At 62.7% G+C, this 16,886-nt stretch carries 16 protein-coding genes; 11 read left to right on the top strand and 5 right to left on the bottom strand.

The features are described from left to right. The first annotated feature begins 316 nt into the window (after positions 1-316). The 4 genes from IVB05_RS42245 (at position 317) to IVB05_RS42230 (ending at position 6,106) form a co-directional block, all read left to right on the top strand. On the top strand, positions 317-808 hold the full coding sequence (locus IVB05_RS42245) for a (2Fe-2S)-binding protein (RefSeq protein WP_214492520.1): 492 nt from the start codon (positions 317-319) through the stop codon (positions 806-808). Next, positions 805-3,078: a molybdopterin cofactor-binding domain-containing protein gene (locus IVB05_RS42240; protein WP_247782083.1), complete on the top strand. Its 2,274-nt coding sequence runs from the start codon at positions 805-807 to the stop codon at positions 3,076-3,078. The genes IVB05_RS42245 and IVB05_RS42240 overlap by 4 nt, the downstream gene beginning before the upstream one ends. Positions 3,079-3,395: 317 nt before the next feature. Beyond that, positions 3,396-4,493: an HD domain-containing phosphohydrolase gene (locus IVB05_RS42235; protein WP_247782082.1), complete on the top strand. Its 1,098-nt coding sequence runs from the start codon at positions 3,396-3,398 to the stop codon at positions 4,491-4,493. Positions 4,494-4,810: 317 nt separating this feature from the next. Next, positions 4,811-6,106 carry a cytochrome P450 gene (locus IVB05_RS42230; protein ID WP_247782081.1) on the top strand — a complete coding sequence of 432 codons (1,296 nt, stop codon included), beginning with the start codon at positions 4,811-4,813 and terminating at the stop codon, positions 6,104-6,106. Positions 6,107-6,227: 121 nt separating this feature from the next. Here IVB05_RS42230 and IVB05_RS42225 read toward each other — a convergent pair whose 3' ends face one another. The 3 genes from IVB05_RS42225 to IVB05_RS42215 form a co-directional block, all read right to left on the bottom strand. Continuing rightward, positions 6,228-7,922 carry an amidohydrolase gene (locus IVB05_RS42225; RefSeq protein ID WP_247782080.1) on the bottom strand — a complete coding sequence of 565 codons (1,695 nt, stop codon included), beginning with the start codon at positions 7,920-7,922 and terminating at the stop codon, positions 6,228-6,230. Between the two features lie 134 nt (positions 7,923-8,056). Next, on the bottom strand, positions 8,057-9,637 hold the full coding sequence (locus IVB05_RS42220) for an AMP-binding protein (RefSeq protein ID WP_247782079.1): 1,581 nt from the start codon (positions 9,635-9,637) through the stop codon (positions 8,057-8,059). 175 nt (positions 9,638-9,812) lie between these two features. Continuing rightward, on the bottom strand, positions 9,813-10,232 hold the full coding sequence (locus tag IVB05_RS42215; protein ID WP_247782078.1) for a VOC family protein: 420 nt from the start codon (positions 10,230-10,232) through the stop codon (positions 9,813-9,815). A 151-nt stretch (positions 10,233-10,383) separates the two neighbouring features. On the opposite strand from IVB05_RS42215, the gene IVB05_RS42210 reads away from it, so the two are divergent. The 7 genes from IVB05_RS42210 (at position 10,384) to IVB05_RS42180 (ending at position 14,476) form a co-directional block, all read left to right on the top strand. Beyond that, positions 10,384-11,361, top strand: a complete 978-nt coding sequence (locus IVB05_RS42210) for a tripartite tricarboxylate transporter substrate binding protein (protein WP_247782077.1) — start codon at positions 10,384-10,386, stop codon at positions 11,359-11,361. A gap of 95 nt (positions 11,362-11,456) precedes the next feature. After that, entirely contained in the window at positions 11,457-11,699 is a 243-nt protein-coding gene (locus tag IVB05_RS42205) for a DUF3551 domain-containing protein (protein ID WP_247787391.1), read from the top strand. 155 nt (positions 11,700-11,854) lie between these two features. Beyond that, positions 11,855-12,322, top strand: a complete 468-nt coding sequence (locus IVB05_RS42200) for a metalloregulator ArsR/SmtB family transcription factor (protein ID WP_247782076.1) — start codon at positions 11,855-11,857, stop codon at positions 12,320-12,322. Next, the gene (locus tag IVB05_RS42195) at positions 12,205-12,675 is read left to right on the top strand and encodes an SRPBCC domain-containing protein (protein ID WP_247787383.1); all 471 of its coding nucleotides are present in this window, start codon (positions 12,205-12,207) and stop codon (positions 12,673-12,675) included. The genes IVB05_RS42200 and IVB05_RS42195 overlap by 118 nt, the downstream gene beginning before the upstream one ends. A gap of 14 nt (positions 12,676-12,689) precedes the next feature. Beyond that, positions 12,690-13,424, top strand: coding sequence for a thioredoxin family protein (locus IVB05_RS42190; RefSeq protein ID WP_247782075.1), 735 nt, complete (start codon positions 12,690-12,692; stop codon positions 13,422-13,424). A 113-nt stretch (positions 13,425-13,537) separates the two neighbouring features. Then, entirely contained in the window at positions 13,538-13,897 is a 360-nt protein-coding gene (locus tag IVB05_RS42185) for a DUF1428 domain-containing protein (RefSeq protein WP_247782074.1), read from the top strand. A 333-nt stretch (positions 13,898-14,230) separates the two neighbouring features. Continuing rightward, positions 14,231-14,476 (top strand): hypothetical protein, encoded by a 246-nt coding sequence (locus IVB05_RS42180; protein WP_247782073.1) that lies wholly within the window; start codon positions 14,231-14,233, stop codon positions 14,474-14,476. Between the two features lie 20 nt (positions 14,477-14,496). Here IVB05_RS42180 and IVB05_RS42175 read toward each other — a convergent pair whose 3' ends face one another. Both IVB05_RS42175 and IVB05_RS42170 read right to left on the bottom strand, forming a co-directional pair. Continuing rightward, positions 14,497-15,618: an amino acid ABC transporter permease gene (locus IVB05_RS42175; RefSeq protein ID WP_247782072.1), complete on the bottom strand. Its 1,122-nt coding sequence runs from the start codon at positions 15,616-15,618 to the stop codon at positions 14,497-14,499. Between the two features lie 4 nt (positions 15,619-15,622). Then, the gene (locus IVB05_RS42170) at positions 15,623-16,810 is read right to left on the bottom strand and encodes an ABC transporter permease subunit (RefSeq protein WP_247782071.1); all 1,188 of its coding nucleotides are present in this window, start codon (positions 16,808-16,810) and stop codon (positions 15,623-15,625) included. Between the last annotated feature and the right edge of the window lie 76 nt (positions 16,811-16,886).

Here is a 16,886-nt window from a genome sequence, read left to right as displayed (position 1 = left end):
CCTGTTTTTCCCGAAGCAATGACGCCTAATTCCGCTCTTGCACCATCCTAGCGCGATCCGTTCGCCGTTGGGAAATGCGGAAACGGAAGATGCGTCTGCGGCGACGAGGTTGATCGATGTGTCGACGAGATAGCCCTATCGCAGCGCACAACTGCGATCGTCAAAAATAGTTTCGAACGATTCCAAATTGGATTGCCTCCGGGAAAGTTCGGTATCATTCTTCGCGCCGACTGGCATCGACCCGGTGGGTGCCAGCCAATACCCAAAAGTGAGATGCCGCCGTAAGCGGCCTCCAACACCGGAAGGGGAAGCGCCAATGCCTAATCTCAATATTAACGGACGGAATATGTCCGTCGAGGCGTCCAACGATACGCCGCTGCTCTGGGTCATCCGCGAGCAATTGCAGATGACCGGTACGAAATTCGGCTGCGGCGCAGGTCTCTGCGGCGCTTGCACGGTTCACGTCAACGGCGAAGCCGTTCGCTCCTGCCAGACCTCGGTCAGCGACGCGCTCGGCAAGAAGATCACCACCATCGAAGGCCTGTCCGCCAAGGGCGATCATCCCTTGCAGAAGGCCTGGATCCTCGAGCAGGTCCCGCAATGCGGCTACTGCCAGTCCGGCCAGATCATGCAGGCGGCATCGCTGCTTTCCAAGAATTCCAACCCGACCAAGGACGAAGTGGTCGCGCATATGGATGGCAATCTGTGCCGTTGCATGACCTATTCGCGCATTCAGAAGGCGATCATGCGCGCCGCGTCCGAAATGCGTACCGCCTCCAACGCCGGCACCGAGCGGAGGGCAACATGAATACGCACGTGAAAATCCCATCCACCGATCTCAGCCGCCGTTCGTTCCTGGTCGGCTCCGCGGCCACGGGCCTCGTGCTCGGTTATGCCGCCGTTCCAGGTATCGATCAGGCTTTGGCCGCGCCTTCCGCTTTCGAACCCAGCGTGTGGTACTCGATCGGTCCCGACGGCCTCGTGACCGTCACCTGCGGCAAGGCCGACATGGGCCAGCACATCGCCTCGACCATGGCGCAGATCGTTTCCGAAGAGCTCGGTTCGAACTGGAAGGACATGCGGGTCCAGCTTGCCTCCAACGATCCGAAGTTCAACGACCCCGTGCTCGGCGCGCAGATTACCGGCGGCAGCTGGAGCACGATGATGAACTTCGATGCGATGAGCCGCGCGGGCGCCGCGGGACGTATCGCATTGACGGAAGCCGCAGCCGCCGTGATGGGCGTGCCGGCCGGCGAGCTGGTGGTGCGTAACTCCACCGTCTCGCATCCGAAGTCGAAGAAGTCGATGACGTTTGCCGAAATCGTCAAGAGCGGCAAGATCACCAAGACCTTCACGCCGGATGAACTCAAGGCGATCAAGCTCAAGACGCCCGATCAGTACACGATGGTCGGCGTCTCGGTTCCGCAGCTCGATATCCCTCCGAAGATCAACGGCACGGCGAAGTACGGCATCGACGTCATGCTGCCGGGCATGGTCTACGGCAAGGTGGTCACGCCGCCGGTGCGCTTCGGCGCCACGGTGAAATCGGTCGACGATGCTGCTGCGAAAAAGGTGCCGGGCTTCATCAAGGCCATCACGCTCGACGACAAGACCGGCAGCACCACCGGCTGGGTGGTGGCGGTGGCCAACACCTTTGCCAACGCCCGCAAGGCGGCCGACGCGTTGAAGATCACTTACGACAACGGTCCGAACGCCAAGCTGTCGAGCCAGTCGTTGATCGACGAAGCGAAGCGGCTGCAGGCGCTTGATGATTCCGGGCAGTTCTTCGTCAAGGACGGCGACACTGCGGCGGCATTCGGGACGGCGGCGAAAGTGCTGGAGGCCGAATACACCACCAGCATCAACATCCATGCGCCGCTCGAACCGATGAACGCCACCGCCGAGTTCAAGGGCGATATCCTGCACATCTATTCCGGCAACCAGTTTGCGACGCGCTCCGGCGCGATCGCGGCGGGTGCTGCCGGGATCGATCCCAAGTTCGTCGTGATGCACCAGATGTGGCTGGGCGGCGGCTTCGGCCGGCGTCTCGACGCCGACATGATGGTGCCCGCGGTGCAGGCGGCGAAGGCCGTCGGCAAGCCGGTCAAGGTCATCTACAGCCGCGAAAACGACATGACCATGGACTATTCGCGCCCGCTGACCTTCCAGAAGGTCAAGGCGGGTCTCGATGGCGACGGCAAGCTGATTGCGCTCAATCACGACGTGGTCAGTGCGTGGCCGACCCAGCGGTGGGGCATACCGGACTTCCTGTCGCCTTCGGTCGACAAGAAGGGCCCGCTCGATGCCTTCACTGTGAACGGCGCGGATTTCTTCTATTCCGTGCCCAATCACAATGTCCGCGCGATCAAGAACGAGATGGCGCACAACGCCACTCCGTCGGGGCAGTTGCGGTCGGTGGCTCCGGGCTGGACCTTCTGGGCGGTCGAAAGCATGATCGACGAACTCGCTCATGCGGCAGGCCAGGATCCCGCGCAGTACCGCATCGCGTTGCTGGACGGCAAAGGCAAGAACGACGGCGGTGCGCAGCGCCTGCGCAACACGCTGCTGGCGGCGATGGGCATGGCCGGCTACGGCACCACCAAACTGCCGAAGGGCGAGGGCATGGGCGTCGCCTGCGTCTCGTCGCAGGAGCGGGCAACCGCAAGCTGGACCGCGTGCGTGGCCCATGTTGCTGTGTCAGCCTCCGGCGAGGTCAAGGTCAAGAAATTGACCGTTGCCACCGACGTCGGCATGCAGGTGCATCCCGACAACATCCGCGCCCAGGTCGAGGGCGCGGCATTGTGGGGCCTTTCGCTCGCCATGTACGAGAAGGCGACGCTGAAGGATGGTGGTATCGAGCAGACCAACTTCGATACCTACACCCCCTTGCGGATGAGCCAGACGCCGGAAGTGGCCGTCAACGTCATCGCCAATGGCGACAAGCCGACCGGCGTCGGCGAGCCGGCGGTGACGGTGATCGCGCCCGCGCTCGGCAACGCCATCTTCAACGCCTGCGGTGCGCGCATCCGCTCGCTGCCGATCACGGCAGAGGCGGTGAAGGCGAATATGAGGGCGTAAAGCGTAACACGCTGACAAGGAACGATCCGCCGGGGGCCACGTCTCCGGCGGATTTGTTTTATTCCCCTATCTCGTCATGCCCCGCGAAGGCGGGGCATCCAGTACGCCGCGGCCCCGCCATCTTCACAGCCGTCACGGCGTACTGGATCATCCGCCTGCGCGGATGATGATGGTTTCGGGTGCAGCGCATCACGAACCAGATCTCTAAAATTTTAGCGTCTATGGTAGTTCGCTTTCAGCATCCCTCTTAAGCCCCGAGGAACTCCTTATCCGCTAGCCTCGGTTGCAAGTCGTCACCGCGAGGGGTCTGGGGTTTCATGACATCGGTAGCCAACAAGACTTCGACCAAGCGCCGGCTGCTGCTGGCTTCGGATCGAAGCGATCAAAGCAGCGAACTCGCCAGCATTCTGCGATCCGTCGGTCAGGTCGACACCATCGCGACGTCAGATATTCCCGATGCGCCGGAACGCGACCTGGCGGGTATCGTGGTCGACATCAATTTGCGCTCCGCCGAGAGCGTGCAGCTGGTGCGCAACAAGCTGCGCGCCGAGGCCTACCGCGAAATGCCGCGGCTGTTCGTGCTGGCTGACGCGCTGCATCACGGATCGATGCAGGCCTGGGCGCTCGGCGCCACCGACACCATCGCGCGGCCGTTCGACGCGCAAGGTATCCTGCAGCGGATTCGCGCCGCGTTTCCGGACAGCGACGGATATGACGAAACCGATCGCGGCAAGGTCCTGAACAGGGGCGTCGAAGCGGCGCATGCCGTGATGGTCAAGATCTTCGAAAAGCTTCCGGCCGGCGTTCCCTTGAAATTCAGCGACATCGTCGAGGCCGAGAACAAGATTCTCAAGGCGATCAAGCATTCGTCCTTACGGGAATGGCTGACGACGGTCGGCTGCCATCACGCCGGCAGCTATCGCCATTGCCTCTTCGTCACCGGCTTTGCCGTCGCCTATGCGCAGCATCTCGGCATGCGCGAGGACGACCAGCGCCGCCTCGCCCGTGCAGCCCTGCTGCACGACGTCGGCAAGGCGTACATTCCGGTGGCGATCCTGGACAAGCCGGGCCCGCTGACGCTGGAAGAGATGGAAGAAATGCGCCAGCATCCGCGCCGCGGCTACGACGCGCTGGCTGCCCAAGGTGGCTTCCCGCCCGAAATGCTCGACGTGGTGCTGCACCACCACGAATTCCTCGACGGCACCGGCTATCCCAACGGCCTCAACGGCAAGCAGATCAGCGACATCGTGCGGCTGACCACGATCGTGGACATCTATGCCGCCCTGGTCGAGAAGCGCGCCTACCGGCTGCAGTTCACCCACGCCAAGGCGTTCGGCATGATGGAAGAAATGGGCGACAAGATCGACCAGCATCTGCTGCACGCTTTCCGCCCGGTGGCGTTCGGGTATTACTGAGCGCCGCAATATCTCCGCCGTTCATGATCTCCGCCGTCATTGCCTGCGACAAACGCGAAGCGTTTGCGCAAGGGAGCTCGCGACAAAATTGCAAAGCAATTTTGCGCTGAAGCGACGAAGCAATCCATCTTCGCGGCAAGCGGAGAAGTGGATTGCTTCGCGGAGCCTGTCATCGGGCGCGCATTCGCGCGGCCCGTTGGCTCGCAATGACGCGGAGAGAGTAGCCGCTCAACGCAAGCTGTGGGCCTTGCAACTGCCTAATTATCGTTGATCATCTGCACACCTTGCGCAGGTGGCATAGGCAGGCGGGGGAGACCATGGATACGACCGTCGATTCGAGTCCGAATCTCAACATCCCCGCCGACATTGCGGCCACGCTCGTCAATCCGGCCGCCTATGCCGACCACCGCATCCATGACAGCTACCGCTGGCTGCGCGCCAACAATCCGCTCGGCATTGCCAGGCCCGAGAAGTTCGACCCGTTCTGGGTCGTGACAAAGCATGCGCATATCCAGGCCGTCAGCCGCCAGAACGAGCTGTTCCACAATGCCGACCGCCCGACCACGCTGACGAACCGGGCGGTGGAAGAGCGCGTCCGCAAGATCACGGGCGGGCCAAATCTGGTTCGTTCGCTGGTGCAGATGGATGCGCCCGATCATCCAAAGTACCGGGCGCTGACGCAGGGCTGGTTCATGCCGGCCAATCTCGGAAAGTTCGAGGCGCGCGTGCGCGAGATCGCGCGCGCCACCGTGCAGCGCATGCTCGACAAGGGTGGCGCTTGCGATTTCGTCGAGGACGTCGCCCTCGGCTATCCCCTGCATGTCATCATGGAAATTCTCGGCGTGCCCGAGAAGGACGAGCCGCGCATGCTCAAGCTGACGCAGGAGCTGTTCGGCCCGCAGGATCCCGACACGGCGCGGATCAGGGAACAGCTCACGGCGGAGCAGTTCTCCGGGATGATGCAGTCGGTGGTGGCTGATTTCGGCGCCTATTTCCGCGGCATCACCGAGGACCGCCGCCGCAACCCGCGTGAGGATCTCGCCACCGTCATTGCGAACGCAAAGATCGGCGGCGCCTACATGCCGGATCATGACGCGACCAGCTACTACATGATCGTCGCCACCGCCGGCCACGACACCACGTCATCCTCGACCGCCGGCGCGATCTGGGCGCTGGCGGAAGACCCCGCGCAATTCGAAAGGGTGAAGGCCAATCCCGAGCTGATCCCCGGTCTCGTCGACGAGGCGATCCGCTGGATGACGCCCGTGAAGCATTTCATGCGCTCGGCCACGTCGGATACCGAACTCGGTGGCCGCAAGATTGCAAAGGGCGATTGGCTGATGCTGTGCTACGCGTCCGGCAATCGCGACGAGGACGTGTTCGAGGAGCCGTACAAGTTCCGCTGCGACCGCCAGCCGAACCGCCACGTAGCCTTCGGCTATGGCGCGCATCTCTGCCTCGGGCAATATCTGGCCAAGCTCGAGATGCGCATCCTGTTCGAGGAGCTGCTGCCGCGGCTGAAATCGATCGCCCTCGACGGTGAAGTGAAGATGACGCAGGCCTATTTCGTGAACGGCCCGAAGAAGCTGCCGATAAGGTTCGAGGTGAGTTGAGGGGGACTTCGTAGGGTGGGCAAAGGAGCGTTAGCGACGTGCCCACCATCTCATGGCACCGTCGTCGATGAATGGTGGGCACGCTGCGCTTTGCCCACCCTACGCAGCTACGCACCACGCACTAGCGTCGCTCCTCGGCAAACGGCGGCGCCGCATACACCACCTTGCCGCCGAGCATCGTCAGCACCGATTTGATCTTGCCGATCTCCTTTACGGGCGCCGTCATGTAGTCCGCCGACAGCACCGCGAGGTCGGCGAACTTGCCGGCCTCCAGGGTGCCGCGCTTGTCGTCGTCATTTGCCATGAAGGCGGTGTTGCGGGTGTACATCTCCAGCACCTGGCGGCGGCTGGGCGCTTCCTCGTCGCCACGGGTCTTGGTGCCGCCGATCGTGGTGCCGTCGAGATACCATTGCAGCGACACGAAGGGATTGTAGGACGACACGCGATGCGCGTCGGTGCCGCCGCCGACCATGAGCCCGAGCTTCATCGCGGTAGCGATCCGCGGCATCGCCTTGGCCTGTTCGACGCCGACCTCCTTCTGCAGCCGCTCGCCGCCGAAATAGAGCCCATCCTGCACGCCCCAGACCAGGCCGAGCGCCTTCATCCGCTTCAAGCTGGCTTCGGAAGCGGTGTAGAGATGCAGCACGGTCCAGCGCAGGTCGCGCACGGGAAAATCCTTGTTGATGTCCTCGACCACGTCGAGCAGGTCGTGGACGGTGCGGTCCGGGTTCCAGTGCAGCTGAATGGTGTAGCGCTTTGATGCCGCCCAGCGCAGCAGTTCGGCAAGCTTCGCCTTGCCGTCGGGCGTGATGTCGCCGTCGGTCCAGTCGGCCCAGATCAGGATTTCGCCGGGGCCGTTGAAGTGCAGCATGGCGTCGCCAAATCCCGGCGGCGAGAGTTGCGTCAGGTTTTGCAGGTCGGCAAGCTCGCTGCCGGGCTTTGGCGCGCAGAGGTGATAGGCGACGCGCACGGTCAGCTGCTTGTCCTGCCACAGCCGGAATACCGCCTGGTAGTTCGCCGGATACATGCTGACGCCGCCGCCATCGACGATGCCGGTGATGCCGAGGCTGTTCATCTCGCGGAAGAATTTCCTGGAGCCGTCGATCTGCTGTTCCATGGTCGGCTTGGGCAGCTTGTCAAATATCCTGCCGAGCGCAGCGCCGCCGGCGTCGATGATGCCGGTGGGCTTGTTGTCGCCATCGCGCGCGAGCTTGCCGCCGGGCGCCACATCGTTGTCGTCGCGGATGTTCAGCGCCTCCATCGCCTTTGGCGACAGCAGCAGCCAGTCATAGAGATGCTGGATGTAGACGGGATTGTCGGGCGCCACTGCTGCGACCTCCGCCGGTGTCGGCCGGCGCTTCTCGGCAAACTGCTCCTCGGTCCAGCCGCCGGCGACGACGATCCAGGATCCGGGCTTCTGCGCCTTTGCGGCTTGAGCAATCTTTTCCAGCGCGTCCTTCAGCGTGGGCACGCCGATCCAGTTCACTTCGGTACCGAAGGTCAGCGCGGCGCGGATGCCGTGGATGTGTCCGTCGGTGAAGCCCGGAATCACGGTGCGGCCACCGAGATCGATCAGTTTTGCGGTTTTGCCGGCGAGCTTCCTCATCGCGGCTGAAGTGCCGGTGGCGAGGATCTTGCCGTCGGTAATCGCCAATGCCTGCTGGGTGGAGAAATCCTTGTCGACGGTGAGGATTTTGCCGTTGAAGAGGATCGTGTCGGCGGTTTGGGCTGACGCGATGCCGATCGGCGATGTCGCGATGAAAGCAGCAGCAAAATAGCAAGCAAGCCTCGAAGAATTCGACCTCAGCTCCGGCATTACGCGCTCCCCTGTGATTTTTGTTATCTGCTCTCCCGTCATTGCGAGGAGCGAAGCGACGAAGCAATCCATTCTGTCCGTCTCGCGTGGAGAGATGGATTGCTTCGCTTCGTTCGCAATGACGGCGGACGACTTCACCCCAGCATCTTACGCAACTCCGCCTTCGCCACCTTTTCCAGCGTCGAGCGCGGCATGTCGTCGACGAAGTGAATTTCGCGCGGCACCTTGAAGTCCGCAAGCCCGTTGCGGCAGGCGGCCATGACGGTGTCATGCAGGTCGGCCGGTGCGCCCTTGACGCCGGCCTGCGGAATGATGAACACGACCGGCACTTCATCCAGCATCGGATGCTTCTTCGCCACCACCGCGGCCTCGCGCACGCCCGGCACCACCGCGATCACCTGCTCGATCTCGGACGCCGCGACATTCTCGCCACCGACCTTCAGCATGTCCTTGGTGCGGTCGCCGAACTTGATGAAGCCATTTTCGAGCAGGGTGACGCGGTCGCCGGTGATGAAATAGCCGTGCTCGTCAAAACTTTCGCGGGTGGCTTTTTCGTTGTGCAGATATTCCGAAAACAGCGACAGGCCGGGAATGCCCTTGATCAGGAGATTGCCGGTGCCGCCGACGTCCGTAGGCCCGCCGTCGTCCCCGACGATGCGGATCTGATATTCGGGCGCGGCGCGGCCGATCGACATCGGCGTGTTGGGCTGGTCGACCTCGCCGACGATCCCGTGCGTGATGGTTTCCGTCATGCCCCACCAGCCGATCGTCTTGACGCCGAAGGCGGCAAACGGCGGCGGTTCGGATACGGCGGTGCCCCAGAGCCGGAACTTGTGGTGCTTGGGAATCTCGTGCTCCAGCAGCGCCTTCATGCAGAACGGGATCGTCGAGGTCCAGGTGCAGTTGTGTTCCAGCGCCACGCCCCAGAACCGGCTCGCCGAAAACCGCGGCTGGATCACGCAAGAAGCACCCACCCACAGCGTCGCCAGCATCGAATAGGCCAGCGCGTTGGTATGAAACAGCGGCAGATAGGCCTGGTGCACGTCGCCGGCGTGCAGGTCTTCGTGCGCGGCATTGATCTTGGCGCCCCACAGCGCATTGGCGTGCGTCCACAACACCGCTTTCGGCCGCGACGTGGTGCCGGAGGTGTATTGAACGCTGCACGGCGCGGACGGGTCGGCGGCGCGGCGCGGTCGATCGGCGCTGTCGGCGAATAATGATTCAAAACTGTCGCCGCGCTGCGTGCTGCGCGCAGGCGTACTGCCGGCATCATGCGAGATCACGGCGATCCAGCGCAGGCCGCGGCAATTGGCCGAGATCAGTTCGGCATAGGCGGGCTGGGTGATGGCGGCGACTGCGCCGCAATGGCCGGCGAAATACTCCATTTCCGCCGCCGCCGAGCGGGTGTTGGTGGTGACGGCAATGGCGCCGAGTTCGACACAGGCAAACCAGGCCAGCATGGCCTCGATGCAATTGTCGAGATGGATCAGCACATATTCGCCCGGCTTGACGCCACGTTTGACGAGGCCGGCGGAAAGCGCGCCGACGCGTTCGTGAAACTCACCGTAGGACCAACTCCGCGCCGGTGCCTCGAACGGCGCCCAGATCAGGAACGGATGGTTGCGGCGGCTCTCGGCGCGCATCCGCAGCAGCCACGGCACGTCGAGATCAGCGAATGGTCCGACAATGCCCGGCGTGGCTTGCGAAAGTGGCATGAATTCCTCCCGTGCAGCTCTATCGGCTGCCTTGATTTTTGCTTGGGACTAGTTCTGCCATTGGACGGCGCAATGGGCAAATCGGTAGTTGGAGGTCGTCTCTCCCCGTCATTGTGAGCCAACGGGCGCGCATTCGCGCGACCCGTTGGCTCACAATGACGGGGAGGGAGACGGGCTAGCCCCCGCCATCCTCATACGACGAAATCTCGATCAGGCTCCCATCGGGATCCCGGCAATAGACCGAGCGCAGCGCGCCGCGGGCGCCCTGTTTGGCGACCGGGCCTTCCTCGATTGCGACGCCGTTTGCCTTCAGATGCGCCACCACTTCGTCCGGCGTGCTTGACGTCAGGAAGCACAGGTCGTCGCTTCCTGCGGTTTCGTGGTTGGCCGTGAACCATTCGACCTTGTCGGCATCGCGCGGCCGCACGTTGATCTTCTGGTTACCGAACACCAGCGAAGTCCGCGGCGTTTTGCCCGCACCCGGATCGAATACCTTGACCTCCATGCCGAGAATCTTCCGGTACCACTCGGTGGAACGCGCTACGTCGGACACATTGATGACGAGGTGGTCGAGCGCGTTAACCCTGACAGACATGTCTTATCCTTTCGTCGCGGTCGGAAGCATCGGGTCGCACTGGCCGCACCTGACTTTGTTTGTTACAACGCGGGCCGCGTTCGGTTCAATAGTGCCGCGCCTCAATAGAAACGGACTGGGCTCTGAATCCCGGCCTCCAAGGAGAAGTTTTATGATTTCACGTCGCACCGCGATTTGCCTGGCCGTCATCGGTCTTTCCACTGCCGCTTCGATCGGCAGCGTTTCGGCGCAGGATTACCCAACTCGCCCGGTGAAATGGGTCGTCGGATATCCACCGGGCGGTGCGACCGATATTATCGCGCGGCTGCTCGGCCAGCGGCTCTCCGAACGGCTGGGCCAGCAATTTGTGATCGAGAACAAGCCCGGCGCCGGCAACAATATCGCCACCGAATCCGTCATCAACGCCGAGCCCGATGGCTATACCCTGCTGTTCGTCAATCCGGCGAACTACATCAACGCCTCGCTCTACGCCAATCTGAAATTCAACGTGATTCGCGATATTGCGCCGATCGCAGCGTTCAACCGCGTGCCGAACGTGATGACGGTCAATAACAACGTGCCGGCGAAGACGGCCGCGGAGTTCATCGCCTATGTGAAAGCCAATCCCGGCAAGGTCAACCTGGCGTCGTCGGGCAATGGCACGTCGGTGCATCTGTCCGGCGAAATGTTCATGGCGATGTCCGGCGCCAAGATGCAGCACGTGCCCTATCGCGGCGCCGCGCCGGCGATCACCGATCTGCTGGGCGGTCAGGTTCAGTTGATCTTCGACAACATGCCCTCGATTCTCCAGCATGTCCGCGCCGGTTCGGTGCGGGCGCTGGCGGTCACTGGTACCGCGCGGTCGCCACTGTTGCCTGACGTGCCGGTCCTCGCCGACACCATCCCGGGCTACGAGGCGAGCGCGCTGTTTGGCGTGGGAGCGCCGAAGAACACGCCGAAGGCGATCATCGAGAAGCTGAACAAGGAGATCAACGCGGTGCTCGCCGAGCCGGCGATCAAGGCGCGTCTGCTTGACCTCGGCGGCGAGCCGCTGATCGGCACACCTGAAGCGTTCGGCGCGATGATCGTGGCCGAAACCGACAAGTGGAAGAAGGTGATCGAGGAAGCCAAGGTCGAAAAGGTGCAGTGATCTACATCACGGAACATTGGCTCGGTCGCGGTGTTTTATCGAAAAGGCAACCCGGCTTTTGCGTCACGTGAAGGAGATCGAAGATGCGCAATGCAATGTTAGCGATATTGGCACTGTCGGCAGCGACAGTCGCTACCGTGGCCGGCAGCTCGCCGGCGGCGGCGTACGATTATCCCTATTGCCTCCAGGGCCGGGGAATCGGCATCCCCGGCGACTGCTCCTACAGCAGCTATGGCCAGTGCATGGCGTCGGCGTCCGGACGGGCGCTCTACTGCAATGTCAATCCGCGCGTTGCCTTCGGAGAGCAGCGGCGGATGCGGGTTTATCGGGATTATTGATCGGGGCTCGCGAATTCTTCCCGGGATGGCCGGACTGACGCGCGAAAGCTATTTGCGCTGAATGATCCGGCCATCCGCGTCTTCGTTGCCCACTCCCGACTTCGTGATGCAGACGCCGGCTTGACGGCGTTTCTTTTGCGTCTATACTAAACCATATGGTTAAGTATCAAGAGCAAGTTCTGGACCGTACCTTTGCCGCGCTTGCCGATCCGACCCGTCGCGCGCTGCTGGCGCGGCTCGGCGACCGCGAAAGCCTTTCGGTCAGCGAGCTGGCGCAGCCGTTTTCGATGTCGCTGCCCGCGATCATGAAGCACCTCGATGTGTTGTCGGACGCCGGCCTGATCGCGCGCGAAAAGACCGGCCGCACGGTCGCGTGCCGGTTGACCGCCCAGCCGATGGAGCAGGCGATGGACTGGCTCAATCGCTACCAGCGCTTCTGGTCCGACGCTCTCGACCGCCTTGCCGCTTTTGTGGAGGAAGACCCATGGCCACCCAGTCAAGCCCTATCAAGTCAAGCGCCCGCGATGCCGAGCCCGCCGAGCGCCCCAGCCTCACGCTCAAGCGCCGGTTCAACGCGGCGCCCGAAAAAGTCTACGCCGCGTGGGCCGACCCGCAAAAGCTAGTGCAATGGTTCGGGCCCGGATCGGTCGAGGAAGGCTCGGTCAAGGCCGACATCGATCTGCGCGTCGGCGGCCGCTACCGCATCAGCTTCAACGCCAAGGGGACATTTAACGAGGTCGGCGGCGTCTATCGCGAGGTCGTGCCGAACCAGCGGCTGGTTTTCAGCTGGGCCTGGCATTCCACGCCGGAGCGGGAATCGCTGGTGACGATTTCGATGAAGCCGGAAGGCAGCGGCACGCTGCTCACTTTCCTTCACGAACAGTTCGCCGATGCGACGGCACGCGACAATCACGAGCGCGGATGGACGGAACTTCTGGCCAAACTCGAAAACTACCTGGAAAGCTACTTGGCCTGAACACAGGAGCCCCCATGCAGCCGCACACCATCGTCTCCCGCGAGGAGTGGATCGCCGCCCGCAAGGCCCACCTTGCGCGTGAGAAGGAATACACCAAAGCGCGCGAGCGCCTGAACGAAGAGCGCCGTGCGCTGCCATGGGTCAAGGTCGACAAGGATTACCTGTTCGACGGGCCCGACGGCAAGGTGTCGCTGGTTCACCTGTTCAAGGGACGCAGCCAGCTGGTGGTGCAGCATGTCATGTTCGCGCCCGATTGGAACGAGGCCTGCAAGAGTTGCTCGTTCTGGGCCGATGGCTTCGAACGCATGATCCCGCATCTTGCCGCGCGCGACACCGCGATGGTCGCGATCTCGCGCGCGCCGCTGCCAAAGCTTGCCGCCTTCAAGCAGCGGATGGGCTGGACCTTCGACTGGCTGTCATCAGGCGCAAACGCGTTCAATTACGACTACGGCGTTTCGTTCACGCCGGAGCAAATCGAGAGAGGCGGCAACTACAATTTCGGAACCACGCCCTTCGGCAGCGAGGAAGCGCCCGGAATCAGCGTGTTCTATCGCGACGAGGCCGGAAACATCTTCCACACCTATTCCTGCTACTCGCGCGGCCTCGACATGATGAACGCCGCCTATCATTACCTCGACCTGACCCCGCTCGGGCGTCATGAGGAAGGCCTGCCATATCCGATGGACTGGGTGCGGCTACGTGACCAATACCAGTCGTCGCCGATTCAGGCATCTTGTTGCCATAGCTAAAATCGCCTGGCCGTCATTGCGAGCGTAGCGAAGCAATCCATCGGGCCGCAAAGAAAAGGTGGATTGCTTCGCTACGCTCGCAACGACGCCGGAGAACAAGAGGAAAATTCCCCATGCCTTACGTCGACGGCTTCATCGTTGCCGTGCCGAAGAAAAAGCTCGCGGAATACGCGGCGCTATCAAAGAAGTGTGGCAAGCTCTGGCGTGAATACGGCGCGCTTGATTACCGCGAATGGGTCGCCGACGACGTCAAGGTCGGCAAGCTCACGTCCTTCCCGCGCAGCGTCAAGCTCAAGCCGGGCGAGACCGTGATATTCTCCTGGATCACCTACAAGTCGCGCGCCCAGCGCGACAAGATCAATGCCAAGGTGATGGCGGACCCGCGGCTCAACGCGATGATGGATCCGAAATCGCCGCCGTTCGACGGCAAGCGGATGATCTATGGCGGCTTCGAAAGCCTGGTGAAAGTGTAGCTCGCATCGGCTTTCTGGCCAGCTGTTATGCCGCGCGGTGGAATTGCTGGCCTCGTCTCGCGCTCCTGCGCCAGCCAGGAGAAGGCGCGCATGCCTCAAGTCTGCGGATAACTGTCCGCGGCCAGTGGACGTCTGCCCCCGCAACGAAATATTCAGAGCCCACCGACTGCCAGAACAACAAGAAGCGTGTGGCGGTCCGAGGCGCAGGGTGTGAGCATACAGGTTGCTATTCTAAAAGTTTTGACCAGTCACGGCAGCGGCAGAGCGACGACAGCTTCACTCAAGAGAGACATTGCCATTCTCGCCACCAGCGGTCCCGAGTGGAGCGCGCGGATGAGACGTCTCTCGGGTCGGGTTGGGCCAATCGATATTCTCGCCAGAGGCCATGTGCTTTGCGATGGCGACGGTTGGCAAATCACGGCCGAGGGGCGGGATTTCCTGCGTGCGCTCGAGGCGGTGACGCAGGACAACCGGCTGGCTGAAGCCGGACCGCGCCAACCGGAGGGCGGCGAGAGCGCCGAGCGCCCGCGTGCGGCGCTGATCGTCGTCGGTCATCGCTTCAAGACCCGGCGACGCTGACGCGCCATCGATATCGCCCGTCACCCCGGCCGTGCCTGCGCCTCCAGATGCCGGCTGTAGCGCGACATCGCGAAGCAGAAGACGAAATAGATCAGGCCGACGAATATATAGACCTCGACGCTGAAGGACTGCCAGGCGGGATCGATGATCGACGTCTTCGCCGTCGTCAGCAGGTCGAGGATGCCGATGATCAGCACCAGGCTGGTATCCTTGAAGAAGGCGATGAACGTGTTCACCAGCGGCGGGATCACGTGGCGGATCGCCTGCGGCAGGATGATCAGGCCGTTCTTCTTCCAGTAAGTCAGGCCGAGCGCGTCGGCGGCGTCGTGTTGCCCTCTGGGTACGGCCTGCAGGCCGCCGCGGACGACTTCGGCGAGATAGGCGCCGGCGTACAGCACGAATGCGATCTGCGCCCGCAGCAATTTATCGATATTGACGCCGTCGGGCATGAACAGCGGAAACATGACGCTGGCCATGAACAACAGGCTGATCAAGGGAACGCCGCGGATCAGTTCGACATAGAGCACGCAGAGCGAACGTATCGCAGGAAGTTTCGAGCGGCGGCCCAGCGCCACGACGATGCCGAGCGGAAAGCCGAAGGCGAGCCCGAACGTCGCAAGGATCAGCGTCACCGGCAGCCCGCCCCAGCGGTCCTGCGACACGTAGGTCAATCCGAAGATGCCGCCCCACATCAGGACGCCGATCAGCACCAGCGCGGCCGCCCACACCGCCACCAGTTCCGCGCGCCACCAGCTCCGCCGGCTCGATACATAGAACAGCGCAATGAATGTCAGGCACACCAGCGCCGGTCGCCATTGCTCGCTGAACGGATAGGTGCCGAACAGGATGAAGCGATATTTCTCGGGGATCACGGCCCAGCACGCGCCGAGCCCTCGGATCGACCGGCAGGCGCCGGTCTGGTCGCCGGGCACCGACCAGATCGCATTCCAGTAGCCCCATTGCACGAGGCTCACCAGCGCCTTGCCGAGCAGCGCTATCAGGAGCACGGAGATGACCGAGGACGTGACCGAGGCGAACAGGTTGGCGCGCAGCCAGCGGACGATGCGTCCGCCCGGGACCTTGCGTGATCGCGCGCGGTTGAATGGCAGCGGATTTTCCGGCGCATCTGTAATTGACGTCATGGGATCAGCGCTCCACCAGCGCGATGCGCGCATTGTACCAGTTCATGAACAGGCTGATGCCAAGGCTGATGGTCAGGAACACCATCATGATGAGCGCGATGGCTTCGATGGCCTGACCGGTCTGGTTCAGCGTCGTGTTGGCGATCGACACCACGTCCTGGTAGCCGACCGCGACGGCAAGCGAGGAATTCTTGGTGAGGTTGAGGTACTGGCTGGTCATCGGCGGAATGATGACGCGCAACGCCTGCGGCAGCACGATGCGTTGAAGCACAAAACTCCGGCGCAGGCCGAGCGCGTTGGCTGCATCCCATTGTCCCCTGGGAACGGCCTGGATGCCGCTGCGGACGATCTCGGCGATGAAGGCCGATGTATAGGTGACGAGCGCGATCAGCAGTGCAAAATATTCCGGCGCCAGCGTCAGCCCGCCGACGAAATTAAAGCCGCGCAGCTCCGGCATCGTGACGGTCCAGGAAGCGCCGAGGGCAAACGACACCAGCGCAGGCAATCCCACGAGCAAGGCCAACGCGTACGGCCAGAGATGCCGCACCTTGCCGTCCGCCATCTGCCGCGCCATCAATTGCCGCCGCAGCACGTAGAGCGCGATCAGTCCGGCGACGACGGCCGCGATCACCCAGAGGTTTGCTTCCGCGATCGGTACTGATGGAAGCACCAGCCCTCGGTTTGAAAGAAACACGCCCTCGATCGGCTTCCATGCGGCGCGCGCCGCCGGCAGGCCCTGCATCAGCACGTACCAGAACAACAATTGCAGCAGCAGGGGAATGTCGCGCAGCAGTTCGACATAGATGGCGGCGAGCCGCGACAGCAGCCAGTTCGACGACAGCCGCGCGATGCCGATCAGCGTGCCGATCACGGTCGCCAGCACGATGCCGATGATAGCGACGCGGAGCGTATTGACGATGCCGACGATGAAGGCGCGGACGTAAGGATCCCTAGGGCTGTAGGCGAGCCAGGTGTCCGCGATCGGCATCCCGGCTTCGCGGCCGAGAAAGGCAAAACCGGTCGAAATCCGGCGTACCGACAGATTGTGCAGGGCGTTCGACCACAGGAAGGCGACGATCGCGACCGCGATCCCGACCACCACGATCTGCCAGAGCAGGCCAATGATCTGCTGGCGGTTCAGCGAGAAGCGCCGTTGCCTGCGGCGGCGGAGTTCGGGCGTCGATGTCGTCACAGCACAAGGATCCTTCTGGCAACAGCGATCTTCGGCCATGCGTCCCCGAGGGGCGCATTTCAAATGTTGCAGCAAA

The organism is Bradyrhizobium sp. 170 (genome assembly GCF_023101085.1).
Taxonomy (GTDB): domain Bacteria; phylum Pseudomonadota; class Alphaproteobacteria; order Rhizobiales; family Xanthobacteraceae; genus Bradyrhizobium.
Note: the sequence above shows the minus strand (reverse complement) of the source record. Positions and strands in the feature narration are given on the sequence as shown.

Bases quoted from the DNA above. Each gene is read 5' to 3' on its own strand.
- IVB05_RS42245 (WP_214492520.1), top strand. From the start codon at position 317: ATGCCTAATCTCAATATTAACGGACGGAATATGTCCGTCGAGGCGTCC.
- IVB05_RS42240 (WP_247782083.1), top strand. From the start codon at position 805: ATGAATACGCACGTGAAAATCCCATCCACCGATCTCAGCCGCCGTTCG.
- IVB05_RS42235 (WP_247782082.1), top strand. From the start codon at position 3,396: ATGACATCGGTAGCCAACAAGACTTCGACCAAGCGCCGGCTGCTGCTG.
- IVB05_RS42230 (WP_247782081.1), top strand. From the start codon at position 4,811: ATGGATACGACCGTCGATTCGAGTCCGAATCTCAACATCCCCGCCGAC.
- IVB05_RS42225 (WP_247782080.1), bottom strand. From the start codon at position 7,922: ATGCCGGAGCTGAGGTCGAATTCTTCGAGGCTTGCTTGCTATTTTGCT.
- IVB05_RS42220 (WP_247782079.1), bottom strand. From the start codon at position 9,637: ATGCCACTTTCGCAAGCCACGCCGGGCATTGTCGGACCATTCGCTGAT.
- IVB05_RS42215 (WP_247782078.1), bottom strand. From the start codon at position 10,232: ATGTCTGTCAGGGTTAACGCGCTCGACCACCTCGTCATCAATGTGTCC.
- IVB05_RS42210 (WP_247782077.1), top strand. From the start codon at position 10,384: ATGATTTCACGTCGCACCGCGATTTGCCTGGCCGTCATCGGTCTTTCC.
- IVB05_RS42205 (WP_247787391.1), top strand. From the start codon at position 11,457: ATGTTAGCGATATTGGCACTGTCGGCAGCGACAGTCGCTACCGTGGCC.
- IVB05_RS42200 (WP_247782076.1), top strand. From the start codon at position 11,855: ATGGTTAAGTATCAAGAGCAAGTTCTGGACCGTACCTTTGCCGCGCTT.
- IVB05_RS42190 (WP_247782075.1), top strand. From the start codon at position 12,690: ATGCAGCCGCACACCATCGTCTCCCGCGAGGAGTGGATCGCCGCCCGC.
- IVB05_RS42185 (WP_247782074.1), top strand. From the start codon at position 13,538: ATGCCTTACGTCGACGGCTTCATCGTTGCCGTGCCGAAGAAAAAGCTC.
- IVB05_RS42180 (WP_247782073.1), top strand. From the start codon at position 14,231: ATGAGACGTCTCTCGGGTCGGGTTGGGCCAATCGATATTCTCGCCAGA.
- IVB05_RS42175 (WP_247782072.1), bottom strand. From the start codon at position 15,618: ATGACGTCAATTACAGATGCGCCGGAAAATCCGCTGCCATTCAACCGC.